Below are 19,143 nucleotides of genomic sequence, written 5' to 3' on the forward strand. Positions count from 1 at the left end.
GGGCGCGATGGCCGCCGGTCCGCAGACTCGCGAGGCACACCCCGCGCCCGCCGACGAGCGGCGGCCGCGGGGCGACTCGCGGCTGCCCGCGCCGCGTCCGGCCGCCGGGGCGCGCCGGATCGGACCGGTGCGGCGGGAGTTGCGTCGGGCCATGGACAGTCCGCTGACCGCCTACTACCTGCTGCTCGGCTCCGGCCTGCTGCTCACCGTGCTCGGCCTGGTGATGGTGCTGTCCGCGTCGCAGATCACCTCGCGCACGATCTACGGTTCCTTCGACGAGATCTTCACCAAGCAGTTGATCGCGGTCGCGATGGGCTTCCCGCTGATGTGGATCGCGTCACGTCTGCCGCTGCGCTGGTACCGCCGGTTGGCCTATCCGTTCCTGCTCGGCTGCGTGGGCGCGCTGTGTCTGGTCCTGGTGCCCGGTCTGGGCATAGAGGTCAACGGCAACCGCAACTGGATCGGCTTCGGCTCGTTCCAGATCCAGCCCTCGGAGTTCGCCAAGCTGGGCCTGGTGTTGTGGGGGGCCGACGTGCTCACCCGCAAGCGCCGGTTGCTGGGCCAGTGGCGGCACATGTTCGTCCCGCTGCTGCCCGGCGCGCTGATCATCCTGTTTTTGGTGCTGCTCGGCGGCGACATGGGCACCGCGATGATCATCACCGTGCTGGTCCTGGCGCTGTTGTGGATCGCGGGTGCCCCGGGCCGGTTGTTCGCCATGGCGATCGCCGTGGTGAGCGTGCTGGCCACCGTGCTGATCCTGCTCAAGCCGCACCGGGCCGCCCGGTTCGCGGGTTTCCTCGACCCGTTCTCCGACCCCGACGGCAGTACGTTGCAGGCCGCCCAGGGCATCTATTCGCTGGCCACCGGCGGTTGGTTCGGCAGCGGAATCGGGACCAGCTATGGCAAATGGGGCACTTTGCCCGAGGCGCACACAGACTTCATCTTCGCCGTCATCGGCGAGGAATTGGGTCTGGTGGGGACGCTGTCCGTACTCACCCTCTTCGCGGCCCTAGGCTATGCAGGTATCCGCGTCGCGAGTCGGACGAAAGACCAGTTCGTACGGCTCGCCGCGGGTGGCGCGACCGCGTGGATCATGGCCCAGGTCATGATCAACGTCGGGGCGGTGCTCGGCCTGCTGCCGATCGCCGGAGTGCCGTTGCCATTGGTGTCCTACGGAGGTTCCGCCCTGCTTCCGACCATGTTCGCCGTGGGCATGCTGTTGTCCTTCGCCCGAGGTGAGCCAAAGGCCGAGGCGGCGCTCGCCGCACGCGGGCCCGGGGCGGTTCGTCGAGCGTTCGCGCGGATCCTGCCGCGCAGGGATGGGTGAATCAGGTGCATGTCGTCCTTGCCGGCGGAGGAACCGCCGGGCACATCGAGCCCGCTCTGGCCTTGGCGGACGCGCTGCGCCGCCAGAACCCGAACGTGGGTATCACGGCGCTCGGCACGGCCAAGGGCCTGGAGACCAAGCTCGTTCCCGCTCGCGGCTACGAACTGGCGTTGATCCCGGCCGTGCCGTTGCCGCGCAAGCCCACGCCCGAACTGATGACCGTGCCCGGCCGGCTGCGCGGCACGATCCGCGAGGCCGCGGCCGTGTTGGAGCGCACCCAGGCGTCCTGCCTGGTCGGCTTCGGCGGCTACGTCGCGCTGCCGGGCTATCTGGCGGCCAAACGCCAGGGTGTGCCGACCGTGGTGCACGAGGCCAACGCCCGTCCGGGCCTGGCCAACAAGATCGGTGCCCGCTACACCCGATTCGTCGCGGTGAGCACGCCGGACAGCAAGCTGCGCGGGGCCCGCTACATCGGCATCCCGCTGCGGCGCGCGATCGCCACCCTGGACCGCAACGCGTTGCGCGACGAGGCCCGGGCGATGTTCGGCCTGGACCCGATGCGACCCACGCTGCTCGTGTTCGGCGGCTCGCAGGGCGCCCGGCGGCTGAACGAGACGCTGGCCGCGACCGCTCGGCAACTGCTCGCCGAGGGGGTCCAGGTGCTGCACGCGGCCGGCCCCAACAACGAGCTGAAGATCGACTCGCCGCCCGGTGGACCGGCCTACGTCGTGGTGCCCTACCTCGACCGGATGGACCTGGCCTACGCGGCGGCCGACATGGTGCTGTGCCGGGCCGGCGCGATGACCTGCGCCGAGTTGGCCGCGGTCGGGCTGCCCGCGGCCTACGTACCGCTGCCCATCGGCAACGGCGAGCAGCGGCTGAACGCCCAGCCGGTGGTCAAGGCGGGCGGCGGTCTGCTGGTGGACGACGCCGACCTGACCCCCGACTGGATCCGCTCCTCGGTGCTGCCGGTGCTCACCGACGCGCGTCGCCTGCACGACATGGGCAAGGCCGCGGCCGAGTTCGGTCGGCGCGACGCCGACGAGGAACTGGTCCGGATGGTCCACGAGGCGATCGCCGCCGCGCGGTTGCCCCAGTAGCCGCCGGCCCGAGGAGCGTCCTTGCCCGACACGAAGGAGCGCGCGCCGGCGCGCCCGGCCAGGCCCGGCCGCGCGCCGCGGCGGCGCTGGACCAATCTGCGCCCGCTCCTCGTCCTGGTGCTGCTCGTGGTGCTCGCGGGCGCCGGGTGGGGGATCGTCTACCACTCCCCGCTGTTGGACGCCCGGACGGTGTCCGTCGGCGGGCCGGTCGTGCTGCCCAAGGACCAGGTCGCCAAGGTCGCCGCGGTGCCGGTCGGCGAGCCGCTGGCCGGGATCGACCTCGACGCGATCCGGGCCCGGGTGGCCGCGATCCCGCGTGTGGCCTCGGTCCACGTGGAACGCGACTGGCCGCACACGGTGCGGATCACGGTCCGCGAACGCACCACCGCCCTGGTGGTGCCGGACGCGGACCGCTACGCGGAGATCGACAAGGACGGCGTACGGTTCGGTACGGTGGACGCCGCGCCCACCGGGGTGCCGATCGTCAAGGTCGACGCCAACACGGTGAGTCGGGAAACGCTACGGGGGGTGGTTCAGGTGGTCTCGGCACTGCCGCCGCCGATCGCCCAGCGGGTACGGGACATCACCGCCCGGACGCGTGACGACATCGTGCTGGTGCTGGACAAGGGCGAGACCGTGTCGTGGGGCGGGGCGGAGGCGTCGGATCGCAAGGCGCTCGTGCTCGCGGTGCTGTTGACGCGGCCGGCGAAGTTCTACGACGTCAGCGCGCCCGACGCGCCGGTGACCCGAACCCAACCGTTTCCCTCGCTCGCGCCGCCGGCGCCCGCGCAGTCGTTGGCTCCGGGGGCGTCCGGCGCGGCGGTTTCGACCCCGAGCACGCCGTGACCGGGGGCGGAAGCACTCGGCCACTGCGATAAAACAATAGGGACAGGTTCGGCGTGTTCGTTGAACCGCGTCCGATGGGGACCTAGTGTCGGCCTAGCCCCAGGTTGACAAAGCAGTTATCCGCACTGTTCGGATCGGCGGTGTTCGATGCGAACGGGGCTGACTCTATACCTGAGGGTGAGGGTTTTGGTGGCTCGCGGAAATCGCGTCCCGACCTCCCCAAGTCGGCAAATGTCGGCATGCCGGAACCACGGCACGCCGACCGGAACTCGAGGCGAGAGGCCTTCGACGTGGCAGCACCCCAGAACTACCTCGCAGTCATCAAGGTGGTCGGTATCGGCGGTGGCGGGGTCAACGCCATCAACCGGATGATCGAGGTCGGTCTCAAGGGCGTCGAGTTCATCGCGATCAACACCGACGCCCAAGCCCTCCTCATGAGCGATGCCGACGTCAAGCTCGACGTCGGCCGCGAACTCACCCGCGGCCTGGGGGCCGGGGCGAATCCCGATGTCGGGCGCAAGGCCGCCGAGGACCACCGCGAGGAGATCGAGGAGGTCCTCAAGGGGGCCGACATGGTCTTCGTCACGGCGGGCGAGGGCGGCGGCACCGGCACCGGCGGCGCCCCCGTGGTGGCCAACATCGCCCGCTCGCTCGGCGCGCTCACCATCGGCGTGGTCACGCGCCCGTTCACCTTCGAGGGACGGCGCCGCGCGAACCAGGCCGAGGACGGCATCGCGCAGCTGCGCGACGAGGTCGACACGCTGATCGTGATCCCGAACGACCGATTGCTGTCCATCTCCGACCGGCAGGTCAGCGTCCTGGACGCGTTCCGATCGGCCGACCAGGTGCTGCTGTCCGGTGTCCAGGGCATCACCGACCTGATCACCACGCCCGGCCTGATCAACCTCGACTTCGCCGACGTCAAGTCGGTGATGTCGGAGGCGGGTTCCGCGCTGATGGGGATCGGCTCGGCGCGCGGCGACGATCGCGCGGTGGCGGCGGCCGAAATGGCCATCTCCAGCCCGCTCCTGGAGGCGTCGATCGACGGTGCCCGGGGCGTGCTGCTGTCCATCTCCGGCGGCTCCGACCTCGGTCTGTTCGAGATCAACGAGGCCGCGCAGCTGGTCAGCGAGGCGGCGCACCCCGAGGCCAACATCATCTTCGGCGCGGTGATCGACGACGCGCTCGGCGACGAGGTCCGGGTCACCGTGATCGCGGCCGGCTTCGACGGCGGGCAACCGCCGTCCAAGAGCGAGTTGGGCAAGCCGGCGGTGGCGCCGCCGCAGCCGCCCGTCCGCCCCGAACCGACCGGTCGCCAGGGCGGCTCGGGCATCGGGCAGGGCGTGCTCAACGACCCGCCGCAGACGACGTACCAGACCCCGACCACGCCGGGTCCGCGCACCCCGCTGGTGCCGGAACCGATCAAGGACGATCTGGATCTCGACATCCCGCCGTTCATGAAGTAGAAGGAAATCGTCGCCGGCAGTCGGCGACGCAAGAGTTCGAAACAATTCGACAGACCACGAGGTGGCCCGCACGTGTTCACGCGAAGGGCCGCTTCCGGCGGCGCCCGTTTCGCCTTCACCGACCGGTGGGGCGGCACGGGCGCCGCGCCGTATGACGAGTTGAACCTCGGCGACCACGTGGGCGACGACCCGGAGGTGGTGGCCGCCAACCGGGCGCGTACCGCCGAGGCGTTGGGGCTGTCGGCCGATCGGGTGGTGTGGATGAACCAGGTGCACGGCGACACGGTGGCCGTGCTGACCGGTCCGAGCGCCGAGCCGGTGCCCGGCACCGACGCCGTGGTCACCGCGACCCGCGGCCTCGCGCTCGCGGTGCTGGTCGCCGACTGCACCCCGGTACTGCTCGCCGATCCGCACGCCGGCGTGATCGGCGCCGCGCACGCGGGCCGTCCGGGGCTGGCCGCCGGTGTGGTGCCCGCCACGATCGAGGCGATGCGCGGCCTCGGCGCCGACCCCGCGCGGATCGAGGCGTGGACCGGACCGGCCGTCTGCGGCGCCTGTTACGAGGTTCCCGAGGCGATGTGCGACGAAGTGTCCGCACTCGTCCCCGCGGCCCGCGCACGCACCCGCCAGGGCACGCCCGGGCTCGATATACCGGCCGGAGTGTGGGCGCAACTCGCCGCGCAGGGGGTCGTGTCGGGTGAGAAATCGCACATCTGCACGCGCGAGTCGGCCGACCATTTCTCCTATCGGCGCGACCGCGCCACGGGTCGGATCGCCGGCTACGTGTGGCTCGCCGAGGACTGACCCCGCCCGGGCGCGGCGGGCCGGCGTCGGCGACGATGGGCCCATGGACACGCCCGATTCAGCGACCGCCACGACCGCCCACCGGCGGGCCGAGCTAGCCGCCAACCTGGCCGACGTCCGGGCCCGGATCGCCGCTGCGTGCACCGCGGCCGGCCGCTCGCCCGAGGACGTCACCCTCGTCGTGGTGACCAAGACCCACCCCGCGAGCGACGTGCGCCTGCTCGCCGAACTCGGCGTCCGCGACGTCGGCGAGAACCGCGACCAGGAGGCCGCGCCGAAGGCGGCGGCCACGAACGATCTCGACCTTCGTTGGCACTATGTCGGCCAGTTGCAGACCAACAAGGCCAAATCGGTGGCCGGTTACGCCGATGTGGTGCACTCGCTCGACCGGATTCGGCTCGCCCACGCGCTGTCCGCGGCGGCCGAGCGGCAACAACGTTCGATCACCGCGCTGTTGCAGGTAAGCCTGGACGAAGACCCCGCCCGCGGTGGGGTGTCCGCGACCGACCTGGCCGAACTCGCCGACGCCGTGGCCGCGGCGCCGCGGCTGACCCTCGGCGGAGTGATGGCGGTGGCCCCGCTCGGCGTCGAACCCGCCCGCGCGTTCGCCCGGTTGCGAGAAATCGCAACCCGCCTACGCGAAGCCCATCCGGCTGCGAACATGGTTTCCGCGGGGATGAGCAACGACCTCGAAGCGGCCATCGAGGCCGGGGCGACACATGTACGCATCGGTACTGCGGTGCTCGGAGTCCGGCCCTCCCTCCGGTAGCGTCGCCGTGAAGTGGATCGCACGACCCACGGTGACCTCAGCCGATCCACCGTGAGACCGGAGGAAGCGGAACATGGCCGGCGCAATGCGCAAGATGGCGGTCTACCTCGGCCTCGTGGAGGACGATGTCTACGAGTATGACGATTACGATGAGGACGACATCGGCCAGGACGGCCGCGACCGGGTCGAGCGCACCGATCGTCGCGAGGAGCGACGGGACGAGCGTCGTGAGGAGCCACGTGAAGTACGCGAACCGCGTGGGGAATCGCGGGAACGTCGCGACGATCCCGTTCGTGGAGCTACTGCCCTCCGCGAAGCGGGGGCCCTTCGCGACGAAGGCCGCCTCGAAGAACACCGCGCAACAGTGTCCGCCATGCCCGAACGCCGTCCCGAGAGCAGCACACCGGTGACCGTACACAAAGTCGTCAGCGAACGTGAGCCCTACCGCATCACGACGCTGCACCCGCGTACCTACAACGAAGCCCGCACGATCGGCGAGCACTTTCGCGAGAGCACGCCCGTGATCATGAACCTGACCGAAATGGAGGACACCGACGCCAAGCGCCTGGTGGACTTCGCCGCGGGGCTCGTGTTCGGCCTGCACGGCAGCATCGAACGGGTCACCCAAAAAGTCTTCCTCCTATCGCCTGCTAACGTCGATGTGACAGCCGAGGACAAGGCCCGCATCGCTGAGGGCGGGTTCTTCAATCAGAGCTGAGGTGTGCGAAAACTGAGGCTAGGTGCGGTCCTGACCAGAGGGACGGCACACGAGGGGGCAGGTAAATGAGCATCGCGCTGGAGATCATCCGCATCGTGCTCTACTGCTTTTTGATCGTGTTGTTCTTCCGCTTGGTGATGGACTACGTGTTCCAGTTCGCGCGGTCGTACGAGCCGCGCGGGGCCATGGTGGTACTGCTGGAGGCGACGTACTCCATCACCGATCCACCGTTGAAGTTGCTGCGCAGGTTCATTCCTCCGCTGCGCCTCGGGGGTGTAGCACTCGACCTGTCCTTCTTCGTACTGATGATCATCGTCTACATCCTGATCTCCGTCGTGGGCAGGCTGTAAGCGGTACCGTCTGTCCGATGCCGACGATCACGCTGAGGTGAAGAGATGCCGTTGACCCCCGAAGACGTGCGTAACAAGCAGTTCACGACCGTCCGTCTCCGCGAGGGCTATGACGAGGACGAGGTCGATGCGTTCCTCGATGAGGTCGAGGGCGAACTGACCCGACTTCTCCGGGAAAACGAGGATCTGCGAGCGAAACTCGCGGCGGCGACCAGGGCCGCCGCGCAGAGTCAGCAGCAGGCCCAGCAGCGCAAGGAGCGCGAACGCCCCGACGCACCCGTCCCGGCAGCCATATCCGGGCCGACCCCGGTTCCCCCGCCGCCCCAGATGGGTGGGCCGCAGGGAATGCAGGGCGGCCAGCATCCGATGCAGGGCGGCCCGCAGCAGCTCGGTCCCGGTGGACCGCAGCAGCACCCCATGGGGGGACCGCAGCAGCTCGGTCCCGGCATGAGCGGTCAGCACCAGCTGCAGGGTCCGCCGCAGCACCAGTTGCAGGGCGGCCCCGGCATGCAGAGCGGTCAGCACCAGCTGCCCGGTCAGCAGCAGCACCAACTGCAGCCCGGTCAGCATCAATTGCAGGGCGGCCCCGGCATGGGCGGTCCCGGCATGAGCGGCCAGCACCAGCTCCAGGGCCCGCCGCAGCACCAGCAGCAGCTTCAGCAGCACCAGCTGCAGGGTGGCCCGCCGCAGCTCGGTCCGGGTGGACCGCAGCAGCAGATGGGCAACCCCGGTGGCGACAGCGCCGCCCGAGTGCTCGCGCTGGCGCAGCAGACGGCCGACCAGGCGATCGCCGAGGCCCGCTCCGAGGCGAACAAGATAGTGGGCGAGGCGCGCACCCGGGCCGAGGGCATGGAGCGCGACGCGCGGTCCAAGGCCGACGCCCTGGAGCGTGACGCGCAGGAGAAGCACCGCGTCGCGATGGGCTCGCTGGAGAGTGCCCGCGCCACGCTCGAGCGCAAGGTCGACGACCTGCGCGCGTTCGAGCGCGAGTACCGCACGCGGCTGAAGTCGTACCTGGAGAGCCAGCTGCGTCAGCTGGAGTCGCAGGCCGACGACTCGCTCGCGCCGCCGCGGACCCCGGCCACGGCCTCGTTGCCGCCGGCCATGTCGTCCGCGCCGGTACCGATGTCGCAGGCGATGGCTCCGTCCATGGGCCAGTCGATGTCCCAGCCGTCGTCGATGTCGCCGGCCATGACGCCGTCGATCGGGCAGCAGATGAGCCCGGCGATGACGCAGCAGATGTCGCCGGTGCGTCCGCAGGCTCCGCAGCCGCAGCAGATGCAGCAGCCGTCGCCGATGCGCGGGTTCCTGATCGACGAGGACCCCGACAACTGACCGGCCACTGAGCGTCGGTCGGTCATCCGAGAAGCGCCCGCCCCCTCCGGGGGGACGGGCGCTTCTCGGTTTTCCCGGTCCGGGTACGACACGGGCGGGGCGACCCGAGCCGCCCCGCCCGGCCGGTCAGACCTTGCGCAGCCAGAACCGCAGACCGAGCGCGGGGTCGCCGTGCTCGAACAACTCCTCGTCCTCCGGGGAGCCCTGGGCGAACTGCGTCGCCAGCACCTCCTCGGCGACCTGGCCGCCGTGCGCGAGCAGCGCCGACGTGGTCTCCTCCGACTCGTCCGCGGCCCACCACACCAGGATCCGGTCGGACACCTCCAGGCCGCTGTTCTTGCGAGCCTCCTGGATCAGCCGGACCACGTCCCGGGCCAGACCCGCGAGCCGCAGTTCGGGGGTGATGGTCAGGTCGAGCGCCACGGTCGCGCCGTCCTGGCCGGCCACCGTCCAGCCCTCGCGCGGGGTTTCGGTGACGATGACCTCCTCGGCCACCACCTCCACCGGCTCGCCCTCGACCTCGACCACCGCGGTGCCCGAGGTACGCAGCGCCGCCGCCAGGGCCGCCGCGTCGGCCGCCGCGATGGCACCGGCCACCACCGGGGTGCGCTTGGCGAACCGCTTGCCCAGGGCCCGGAAGTTGCCCTTCGCGCTGTACTCGACCAGGTCGCCGCCCGCCTCGGACAGCGCCGCCACCGAGACCACGTTCAGCTCCTCGGCGATCTGCGCGCGCAGTTCGTCGGACAATTCGTCCCAGCCGCTCGCGCCGATCAGCGCCCGGCCCAGCGGCTGCCGGGTCTTGACGCCGGAGTCCGCCCGGGTGGCCCGGCCCAACTCGACCAGGCGCCGCACCAGCGCCATCTGCCGCCCCAGTTCGGGCTGTACGAGGGCCGCGTCCGTGCTCGGCCAGGTCGCCATGTGCACCGACTCGGGGGCGTCGGCGGTGACCGGACGCACCAGGTCCTGCCAGACCCGCTCGGTGATGAACGGCACCAGCGGCGCCATCAGCTTCGTCACCGTGACCAACGCCTCGTGCAGCGTGGCCAGCGCGGCCGGGTCCGCGTTCCAGAACCGCCGCCGGGACCGGCGCACGTACCAGTTCGACAGGTCGTCCACGAACGCGGTGAGCGCCTTGCCCGCGCGCTGCGTGTCGTAGGCCTCCAGGGCCGCGTCCACGTCGCCCACGAGGGTGTTCAGCTCGGACAGCAGCCACCGGTCGAGCAGCGGGCGGTCGGCCGGGGCCGGGTCGCTCGCGCTCGGCGTCCAGCCGCCGGTGCGCGCGTACAGGGCCTGGAAGCTGACCGTGTTCCAGTAGGTCAGCAGCGTCTTGCGGACCACCTCCTGGATGGTGCCGTGCCCGACCCGGCGGGCCGACCACGGCGAACCGCCCGCGGCCATGAACCAGCGCACCGCGTCGGCGCCGTGCCGGTCCATCAGCGGGATCGGCTCCAGGATGTTGCCCAGGTGCTTGGACATCTTGCGGCCGTCCTCGGCCAGGATGTGCCCCAGGCAGACCACGTTCTCGTAGGACGACCTGTCGAACACCAGCGTGCCGACCGCCATCAGCGTGTAGAACCAGCCGCGGGTCTGGTCGATCGCCTCGGAGATGAACTGCGCCGGGTAGGACTGCTCGAACAACTCGCGGTTGCGGTACGGGTAGCCGAACTGGGCGAACGGCATCGACCCCGAGTCGTACCAGGCGTCGATCACCTCGGGCACCCGGGTCGCCTGCTCGCCGCACGCGGTGCCGTCGGCCGCCTTGGCCGGGCAGCCGAAGACGACCTCGTCGATGTACGGCCGGTGCGGGTCCAGGCCCGACAGGTCGCGCCCGGTCAGCTCGGAGAGTTCGGCCAGCGAGCCGGCGCAGATCAGGTGCCCCTCCTCGCACCGCCAGATGGGCAGCGGGGTGCCCCAGAAGCGGTTGCGCGAGAGCGCCCAGTCGATGTTGTTGTTCAGCCAGTCGCCGTAGCGGCCCCACTTGACCGTGTCCGGGTGCCAGTTGGTCCGCTCGTTCTCGCGCAGCAGCGCGTCCTTGACCGCGGTGGTGCGCACGTACCAGGACGGCTGCGCGTAGTAGAGCAGCGCGGTGTGGCAGCGCCAGCAGTGCGGGTAGCTGTGCTCGTACTCCAGGTGCCGGAACAGCAGCCCGCGGGCCCGCAGATCGGCCACCAGGGCCTCGTCGGCCTTCTTGAAGAACTGTCCGCCGACCAGCGGCAGCTCGGCCTCGAAGGTGCCGTCGGGGCGCACCGGGTTGACCACCGGCAGGCCGTACGCGCGGCAGGTCTCCAGGTCGTCCGCGCCGAACGCGGGCGCCTGGTGCACGACACCGGAGCCGTCCTCGGTGGTGACGTACTCCGCGAGCACCACGAAGTTCGCGTCCTCCAGCGGCAGCAGGTCGAACGGGCGCCGGTAGGCCCAGCGTTCCATCTCGCGGCCGGTGAAGCGCTCGCCGGTGGCCGCCCAGCCCTCGCCGAGCGCCTTCGCCAGGAGCGGCTCGGCGACCACGAGACGTTCGTTGCCGTCGGTGGCCACCACGTAGGTCACGTCGGGGTGCACCGCGGCGGCGGTGTTGGACACCAGCGTCCACGGCGTGGTCGTCCACACGAGCAGCGCCGCCTGCCCGGCCAGCGGCCCGGAGGTGAGCGGGAAGCGCACGTAGACCGAGGGGTCGACGACCGTCTCGTAGCCCTGCGCCAGTTCGTGGTCGGACAGCCCGGTGCCGCAGCGCGGACACCACGGCGCGACCCGGTAGTCCTGGGTCAGCAGGCCCTTGTCGAAGATCTGCTTGAGCGACCACCAGACCGACTCGACGTACTCCGGATCCATCGTCCGGTACGCCTTGGACATGTCGACCCAGTAGCCCATCCGGGTGGTCAGTTCCTCGAACGCGCCCACGTGCGTCATCACCGACTCGCGGCACTTCGCGTTGAACTCGGCGATCCCGTAGCGCTCGATGTCCGGCTTGCCGGAGAAGCCCAACTGCTTCTCCACGGCCAGCTCGACGGGCAGGCCGTGGCAGTCCCACCCGGCCTTGCGCGGCACGTTGTAGCCGCGCATCGTGCGGTAGCGCGGGAACACGTCCTTGAACACGCGCGCCTCGATGTGGTGCGCCCCCGGCATGCCGTTGGCCGTCGGCGGGCCCTCGTAGAAGACCCAGCGGGGGCCGTCGGCGTTCTGCGCGAGGGAGCGCTCGAAGATGTCGTTGTCCCGCCAGAACGCGAGGACCTCGTGCTCCATGGCGGGCAGGTCGACCTGCGCCGGTACCGGGCGGTACATGTGGCTTCCTTCCGCGGGCTGTGATGCGTGCCTACCGAAGGGACGAGACGGCCGTCGGCCGATCCCGCGGTACCACCCTTCTTGGCCGCGCGCCGCCCGATCTGCCTACCGTGCCCGGGCGGGCACAACCCTCTCGTCTGCGCGAGGGTCGGTTCTACGGGTCGCTCCGCAACCGGACCGACCTTTCCTCCGACAGCTCCGGGGTGATCTTCACCTCGCGCACACCCCCGGGCTCACACCGTCCCCGGGTCGCTGGCGGCTGCGTGCGACGCTACTCGTCCCCATCGACACCGTCTCGCTCTGCGGATTGTACGACCCGCGCGGACCCTCGCGCCTCCGAGTTCACCCGCCCCCAGGTGCATAACGATCCGCTCGGGAACCGGTAACGAACGGGACACGTAGAAGAGGGATAAGCGTGGTTGCGTCTGGGCACAACCGATTTACGTCGCCGCCCCGGCGCACTCTGTGACGGGACGGCGCGTCCGGTTGTCCGGGGCGACCCATCCCTAAGCGAAACAAGGGGGCCGTGAACATGACGGATACAGAGAAGGCGAGTGGCGGGCGGACGCGTCGTGCGACCACGACGGCCGCGCCGCGAGCCTCGGTACGGGGAGGAACGGGACGCACCGTGAAGGCACCTGCACACGTGACCACCTCGACCGCGACGCTCCCGACACCGCCGAGCGGGTTCCATGAGCCGACGATGTACATCGTCCGGCCGGGGGAGGACCCCTGGGACGACGCGGAGCTGCGCGAGGTGCGCGAGGGTCTGATCGAGACCGCGCACGAGTTGCGCGCCGAGATCGCCGTGTCGGAGAACGGCATCGCCGATCTGCTGCGCGACTCGGGGGAGGGCGCGGGCGACGATCAGGCGGACACCGGGACCAAGAACTTCGAGCGCGAGCACGAGATGTCCCTGACCAACAACGCGCGTGGCATGCTGCTCCAGTCGGAGAAGGCGCTGCGGCGCCTCGCCGACGGGACATACGGGGCCTGCGAGTCGTGTGGCTCGGCCATCGGCAAGGCGCGCCTGCAGGCGTTCCCGCGTGCGACCCTGTGTGTGACCTGCAAGCAGCGCGAAGAGCGCCGGTAGCCGCCGCGGCCGCCGGCGGCGCGTCCGAGGACTGGAGCACGCCATCGGCACCGGAGCGGAACGACGGGAAGACGCGGAGTCGCAGGCCCCCGCGGGGGAGCCGGACACCGGGGCGACCGGGGGCGGGGCGGACGGCGACGAGCCGACCGTGCCCGCCGGTTCGCGTACCCGTCGCTACATCCTGGTCCTGCTCGGGGTCGCGGCCGTCGCCTACGCCCTGGACCTGATCAGCAAGCTGATCGTGGTGAAGAAGCTCGAATACCACGCCCCGATCGACATCCTCGGCGACTGGCTCCAGTTCCGGGCCACCCGCAACGCGGGCGCGGCGTTCGGCATGGGCCAGGGGCTGACCATCGTGCTCACGGTGATCGCCAGCGCGGTGATCGTGGTGATCCTGCGGCTGGCCCGCAAGCTGAACAGCCTGCCCTGGGCGATCGCCCTGGGCCTGCTGCTCGGCGGTGCGCTCGGCAACCTCACCGACCGGATCTTCCGCTCGCCCAGCGTGTTCGAGGGCCACGTGGTGGACTTCATCGCGCCCAAGCACTTCGCGATCTTCAACCTGGCCGACTCGGCGATCGTGGTGGGTGGCTGCCTGATCGTGCTCCTGTCGTTCCTGGGCCTGCAGCCGGACGGTACGCGGGAGGGTGACGACGAGGGCGGGGACGAGGGCGCGGACGAGGCGACGCCGGCGGACGGGGACGAGCGCGCGGACGGGGGCAGGCGCTCGGACGCGGAGGCCGGGAACGGGGTCGCCGACGCGCCTGCCGGGGCCACTCGGGCGCCCGCGGCGGCGTCCTCCGGGACCGCCGAGCGGGCCGCCGGGGACCGGGACGGCGACCACGCCGTCGAGTCCGGTCCGGATGCCGGGCATACTCGTATCTCGTGACTGTCAATCCCGGCTCCCCCGAAATCCGCACGCTTCCCGTTCCCGACGGCCTCGAAGGCGAGCGGGTCGATGCCGCGCTCTCGCGGATGTTCGGCTTCTCGCGCACCAAGGCGGCCGAGCTGGCCGCCGCCGGGAAGGTGCAGCTCGACGGCCGGGCGGCGGGCAAGTCCGACCGGGTGGTCGGCGGAGCCTGGATCGAGGTCGAGATGCCGGGCGCGCCCCGGCCGGTGCAACTCGTCGCCGAACCCGTGCCCGGCATGCGGATCGTGCACGACGACGACCACATCGTGGTGATCGACAAGCCGATCGGTGTCGCCGCGCACCCCAGCCCCGGCTGGACCGGCACCACCGTGGTCGGCGGCCTCGCGGCTGCCGGCTACCGGATCTCCACCTCCGGCGCGGCCGAGCGCCAGGGCGTGGTGCACCGCCTGGACGTGGGCACCTCGGGGCTGATGGTGGTGGCCAAGTCGGAGCGCGCCTACACGCTGCTCAAGCAGCAGTTCCGCGACCGCACGGTGGACAAGCGCTACCATGCGCTGGTCCAGGGCCACCCGGACCCGCACACCGGCACCATCGACGCGCCGATCGACCGGCACCCCACGCACGACTACAAGTGGGCCGTGGTGACGGGCGGCAAGCCCAGCGTCACGCACTACGACACGATCGAGGCGTTCCGCGCCGCGAGTCTGCTGTCGATCAAGCTGGAGACCGGGCGCACCCACCAGATCCGGGTGCACATGGCGGCGCTGCGGCACCCGTGCGTGGGCGACCTGACCTACGGCGCGGACCCGACGCTGTCCAAGCGGCTGGGCCTGGAGCGGCAGTGGCTGCACGCGGTGAGCCTGGCCTTCGAGCACCCCGGCGACGGCACGTGGGTGCAGTACGAGAGCGGCTACCCGGCCGACCTGACCGCGACCCTGGAGCGGGTCACCGACAGCTGAGGCAATTGCCCGCCGGTCGGTGATTCGGCGGAGATTCGGGGAAGCCTCCAAGATCGAATCGCGCTCGATCGGTCTGGGGGTGGAGTGGGTCAGCTCACGCTGCTGTTCCTGTTGATGTTCGGCACGCTCTTGGTGGTGCCGCTCGCGGGCCGATTGCGGCTGCCGTTTCCGGTGTTGCTGACGCTGTACGGCGTGCTGCTCGGGTGGCTGCCGTTCGTGCCGAACCTGCGGATCGACCCCGACCTGCTGCTGCCGCTGCTGTTGCCGCCGCTGTTGTACGCGGCGGCGCAGCGGTCGAGTTGGCGCGAGTTCGCGGCCAACGCCCGGCCGATCACGCTGCTCGCGGTCGCACTCGTGCTGGTGACCACGGCGGCGGTGGCGGCCGTGGCGGACGCGATGATCCCCGGGCTGCCGCTCGCGGGCGCGGTCGCGCTGGGCGCGCTGGTGGCGCCGCCGGATCCGGTGGCGGCGACGGCGGTGGCCGGCAGTCTGCGGCTGCCGCGGCGGCTGGTGGCGATCCTGGAGGGCGAGGGGCTGTTCAACGACGTCACCTCGCTCGTGCTCTACCAGGTCGCGGTCGCGGCGGTGGTCGGCGGTACGTTCTCGCCCGTCGGGGCGGCGGGCATGTTGGCGTTGTCCGCGGTGGTCGGCGTCGGGATCGGCTTCGCGGTCGGGCTGGCCGGGCGGTTGTTGCTCGCCCGGCTGGACGAGCCCACGCTGCAGACGTTGCTCACGCTCCTGGTGCCGTTCCTGGCCTACGTGGTCGCCGACGAACTGCACGGCTCCGGCGTGCTCGCGGTGTTGACCACCGCGTTCTACCTGGGCTCGGTCGCCGAGGACGCGGACAACGTGGTCGGCCGACTCACCGGGCGCTCGTTCTGGGAGGTCGTCGACCTGGTCGTGACCGGTGTCGCGTTCGGGGTGATCGGCCTGGAGATGTGGGAGATCTTCCACGACCTGCGGGGCGATCGGGGCCGGCTGTTCCTGGAGGCCGGCGCGGTGGTGTTGACCCTGATCGTGGTGCGGGGCCTGTGGTTGTTCCCGGTCGCGGCGCTGGCCCGGCGGCTGCACGCACGGCTGCCGACCACCGGCGAGACCCAGACCCCGGATCCGCGCGAGACCGTGGTGGTGTGGTGGGCCGGGATGCGCGGCGTGGTGACGATCGCGCTCGCGCTGGCGCTGCCGCTGAGCACCGACGCGGGTGGGGCCTTCCCCGAGCGGCAACGGCTGATCGCGATCGCGTTCTGCGTGATCGTGGTGACGCTGCTGCTCCAGGGGGTCAGCCTGCCGTGGCTGGTGCGCCGGCTCGGGGTCTCGGAGACGGACGACGCGGAGAGCCACGAGGAGCGCCGGATCGCGGCGGCGGCGACGAAGGCCGCACTGCATCGGCTGCGCGAACTGGACGAGCAGCGCGACCTCCCGGACGAGATGGTGCAGCGGCTGCGGGCCCGGCAGAAGGCGCTGCTGGCCGAGCTGAAGCCGGAGGGCGCGGGCGAGGAACTGGCCGACGCGGTGGTCGAGCGCTCACGGCGGATCAAGCTCCTGCACGAGATCGAGGCCGAGATGACGGCGGCGGCGCGACGCGAGGTGATTGCGGCCCGGGGGCGCCGAGGGGTCGACCCGGCGGCGGCCGACCGCGTCCTGCGGCGACTGGACCTACGCAGCGTGCGGTGAGGCGGGGGCCGCCTCGGAGGGCCTTTTCGCCGAACTTGGCCGCTGTGAGTGGGGCCGTCCTCAAACGCCGGACGGGCTGGGTTTTCGGTTGCGTTCGGCGACGGGCGCTGCGGTCCGCAGGCGCCTGCGGCGAGCTGTCCTCAAACGCCGGACGGGCTGGGTTTTCGGTTGCGTTCGGCGACCGGCGCTGCGGTCCGCAGGCGCCTGCGGCGAGCTGTCCTCAAACGCCGGACGGGCTGGGGGCGGCTGGGCCCGGGAGGCCGCTCGGGGCTGCTGTGCTTCGGTTGGGTGCGGGCTGCGCCTTGCTTGCGGGCGGCCGGTGCGCAGCCGGCCGGACCCGGCAGCGGCCCACCACCGACTCGGACCAGCCGCTGCCGGTCGCTTTTTCGCCGACCAACACACCCGCCTCGTCGGGAGCGCCAAGTCTTGGAGCCCCGCACGCCGGGGGCGGCCCATTGCCGACTCGGGCAGGTTCCTGACCGGCCCTCCGTAGCCGAAGCGCGACTCTCGCCGAAAGCACTCGGAGGCTCCTCGGCGGACTCGACTCGGTTCGACCATCCTCCGGCCCCGCGCGTCGGCGACCAGTCGGGCCTGTCGGGGTACGCCGTGTGGGCGGGTACCGTTGGGGGTTTGTTGTGTGGGGATTGGTCTTCGGAAGGATTTGTTGTCGTGGCCCGCATTGTGTTGTTTCACTCGGCCTATGGGCTGCGGCCCGCTGTTCAGGATGCGGCCGGGTGGTTGCGGGGGCTCGGGCATGAGGTGGTGGTGCCTGATTTGTATGACGGGCGTTGCACCGAGTCGATCGAGGAAGGCATGGAGATCAAGGATGAGATCGGTGCGGACGAGTTGATCCGGCGGGCCGTGAAGGTGGCGGCCGGGCTGGGGGAGGGGCTTGTGTATGCGGGGTTTTCGCTGGGGGCCTCGATTGCGCAGAATGCCGTGTTCGCCGATCGCACCGCGGCCGGGCTCTTGATGTTCCACGGCACCTCCGACCTGCGTGAGGATGCCGTGACGGAGGTGCCGGTGCAGTTGCATGTGGCCGAGCCCGATCCGTTCGAGACCGAGGACTGGCTGGGGACCTGGTATCTGGGCATGCGCCGCGCCGGGGCCGATGTGGAGATCCACCGCTACCGGGGCGCCGGTCACCTGTTCACCGATCCCGGGCTGCCGGACTACGACCGCGAGGCCGCCGCGCGGGCCTGGGCGATCGCCTCGGACTTCCTCAACGAGATCGACTCGGCCGCGGCGGCCGCAGCGGCCAGCGACTGAGGCTTCTTGGCCAGGCTCACGTACTTGCGCGGGCCGGTCTGCGCGGGCACCTGCGGGGTCGGGCGCGCCTTCGCGAAGCGCCCGTTGCCGCTGTACGGGCCCACGGCCTCGTTGCCCAGCGGCGCGGGCGCGGTGGCGATGCGGGGCAGTGCGTACGGGTGTTCGCGGCGCAGGTAGTCGAGCAGCTTCTCGCGGACCTCGCAGCGCAGCGTCCACAGGTCGTCGGAGTCGCGGGCGGTGACCACCGCGCGGATCAGGATCGTGGTCGGCGTGGTGTCGGTGACGTACAGGCTCCAGCCCTGGCCGTCCCACAGGCCGGTGTCCTTGAGGATCCGGTGCAGTTCCTCGCGCAGTTCGCTCACCGGCGCCGAGTGGTCCAGGTGCAGGAACACCGTCCCGGTCATCCGGGTGTCGGTGCGCGACCAGTTCTCGAACGGCCGCGAGGTGAAGTAGGACACCGGCATCACGATCCGGCGCTGGTCCCACGTGTTGACCACCAGGTAGGTCAGGGTGATCTCCTCGATCGTGCCCATCTCCTGGTTGACCACCACCGAGTCGCCGATCCGGACCATGTCGCTGAACGCGATCTGCAACCCGGCGAACAGGTTGGCCAGTGCGCTCTGCGCGGCCAGACCGGCCACCACGCCGAGCAGGCCGGCGGAGGCGAGCAGGCTGGTTCCGATCGTCTTCATGCCCGGGAAGGTCATGATCATCGCCGCGAAGGTGATGATCCCGACGATCGCCACCGCGGTGCGTCGGATCAGCGCGATTTGGGTCTGTATCCGGCGTACCCGGCCGGTGTCCGTCGCGTTCGCCGCGTAGCGCTCGAACGAGGTGTTCACCAGCAGGGTGACCGCGTGCACGATCAGCCACGAGCAGGCCGCGATCACCGAGAGCACCAGGATGTGCCGGAGCATCCCCCGGCTGCGCTCGGGCAGCGCGGCGGCGGGCTCGGCGAGCAACAACATCGAGGTGCCGAGGGTCGCCACGATCGAGGCGCGGCCGCGCCGCGCCATCGACCACAGTGGTCCGGTCAGTGGTTTGCGGGTCTGAACTTCGCGGGCCAGGCGAGCCATTCCCCAGGTCACCAGGCCCGTGAAGGCGATCACCGAGACGAGCACGATCAGCGGGCGAAGTATGTGCCACACGTCCACGTCGAAGGCCTCCCAGGGGCTTGCGGTCAAACCCGTACGGTACCCGAGCCCGCCGAGGTCACCCATCGCCTCGCGGGGCGCGCGGGAAGCGCCCCGGGGGTTCGCGGGGGCGATAACGTGCGAGTTCGGGTGGTG

At 70.9% G+C, this 19,143-nt stretch carries 15 protein-coding genes and 1 pseudogene; 14 read left to right on the forward strand and 2 right to left on the reverse strand.

The annotated features are described in order from the left end of the window. Positions 1-7: 7 nt before the first annotated feature. The 9 genes from ftsW to ACWGR4_RS18880 all read left to right on the forward strand — a co-directional run bounded on the left by ftsW (position 8) and on the right by ACWGR4_RS18880 (position 8,715). On the forward strand, positions 8-1,327 hold the full coding sequence (gene ftsW / locus ACWGR4_RS18840) for a putative lipid II flippase FtsW (protein ID WP_452132565.1): 1,320 nt from the start codon (positions 8-10) through the stop codon (positions 1,325-1,327). A 5-nt stretch (positions 1,328-1,332) separates the two neighbouring features. After that, entirely contained in the window at positions 1,333-2,427 is a 1,095-nt protein-coding gene (gene murG / locus ACWGR4_RS18845) for an undecaprenyldiphospho-muramoylpentapeptide beta-N-acetylglucosaminyltransferase (RefSeq protein WP_078979537.1), read from the forward strand. Between the two features lie 21 nt (positions 2,428-2,448). After that, entirely contained in the window at positions 2,449-3,273 is an 825-nt protein-coding gene (locus tag ACWGR4_RS18850) for a cell division protein FtsQ/DivIB (protein ID WP_452132566.1), read from the forward strand. A gap of 290 nt (positions 3,274-3,563) precedes the next feature. Beyond that, positions 3,564-4,739 (forward strand): cell division protein FtsZ, encoded by a 1,176-nt coding sequence (ftsZ, locus tag ACWGR4_RS18855; protein WP_380012830.1) that lies wholly within the window; start codon positions 3,564-3,566, stop codon positions 4,737-4,739. 72 nt (positions 4,740-4,811) lie between these two features. Beyond that, positions 4,812-5,543, forward strand: coding sequence for a peptidoglycan editing factor PgeF (gene pgeF, locus ACWGR4_RS18860; RefSeq protein WP_452132567.1), 732 nt, complete (start codon positions 4,812-4,814; stop codon positions 5,541-5,543). 43 nt (positions 5,544-5,586) lie between these two features. Then, a complete protein-coding gene (locus ACWGR4_RS18865; protein WP_380012750.1) occupies positions 5,587-6,312 on the forward strand; it encodes a YggS family pyridoxal phosphate-dependent enzyme in 726 nt (241 codons plus the stop codon). 73 nt (positions 6,313-6,385) lie between these two features. Beyond that, positions 6,386-7,030: a cell division protein SepF gene (locus ACWGR4_RS18870; protein WP_078977600.1), complete on the forward strand. Its 645-nt coding sequence runs from the start codon at positions 6,386-6,388 to the stop codon at positions 7,028-7,030. Positions 7,031-7,095: 65 nt separating this feature from the next. Beyond that, entirely contained in the window at positions 7,096-7,380 is a 285-nt protein-coding gene (locus ACWGR4_RS18875; RefSeq protein ID WP_020552920.1) for a YggT family protein, read from the forward strand. Positions 7,381-7,425: 45 nt separating this feature from the next. After that, a complete protein-coding gene (locus tag ACWGR4_RS18880) occupies positions 7,426-8,715 on the forward strand; it encodes a DivIVA domain-containing protein (RefSeq protein WP_380012753.1) in 1,290 nt (429 codons plus the stop codon). A gap of 126 nt (positions 8,716-8,841) precedes the next feature. Here the strand turns inward: ACWGR4_RS18880 and ileS are convergent, their stop codons facing one another. Continuing rightward, the gene (ileS, locus tag ACWGR4_RS18885) at positions 8,842-11,991 is read right to left on the reverse strand and encodes an isoleucine--tRNA ligase (RefSeq protein WP_452130994.1); all 3,150 of its coding nucleotides are present in this window, start codon (positions 11,989-11,991) and stop codon (positions 8,842-8,844) included. A 628-nt stretch (positions 11,992-12,619) separates the two neighbouring features. Here ileS and ACWGR4_RS18890 point away from each other — a divergent pair. From ACWGR4_RS18890 to ACWGR4_RS18910, 5 genes and pseudogenes are all read left to right on the forward strand, one after another. Then, the gene (locus ACWGR4_RS18890) at positions 12,620-13,084 is read left to right on the forward strand and encodes a TraR/DksA family transcriptional regulator (protein ID WP_246126764.1); all 465 of its coding nucleotides are present in this window, start codon (positions 12,620-12,622) and stop codon (positions 13,082-13,084) included. 31 nt (positions 13,085-13,115) lie between these two features. Further along, positions 13,116-13,733: pseudogene (lspA, locus tag ACWGR4_RS18895) on the forward strand (signal peptidase II); the annotation flags it as partial. Between the two features lie 233 nt (positions 13,734-13,966). Further along, entirely contained in the window at positions 13,967-14,911 is a 945-nt protein-coding gene (locus tag ACWGR4_RS18900; protein ID WP_452130995.1) for an RluA family pseudouridine synthase, read from the forward strand. An 84-nt stretch (positions 14,912-14,995) separates the two neighbouring features. Beyond that, positions 14,996-16,585, forward strand: coding sequence for a Na+/H+ antiporter (locus ACWGR4_RS18905; protein ID WP_452130996.1), 1,590 nt, complete (start codon positions 14,996-14,998; stop codon positions 16,583-16,585). 669 nt (positions 16,586-17,254) lie between these two features. Continuing rightward, positions 17,255-17,854, forward strand: coding sequence for a dienelactone hydrolase family protein (locus ACWGR4_RS18910; RefSeq protein ID WP_126641238.1), 600 nt, complete (start codon positions 17,255-17,257; stop codon positions 17,852-17,854). On the opposite strand, the gene ACWGR4_RS18915 is transcribed toward ACWGR4_RS18910, so the two are convergent. After that, complete coding sequence (locus ACWGR4_RS18915) at positions 17,758-19,002, reverse strand: mechanosensitive ion channel family protein (RefSeq protein ID WP_380012833.1); 1,245 nt, start codon at positions 19,000-19,002, stop codon at positions 17,758-17,760. The genes ACWGR4_RS18910 and ACWGR4_RS18915 overlap by 97 nt on opposite strands. Positions 19,003-19,143: the final 141 nt, after the last annotated feature.

Source organism: Embleya sp. NPDC055664, from assembly GCF_053618075.1.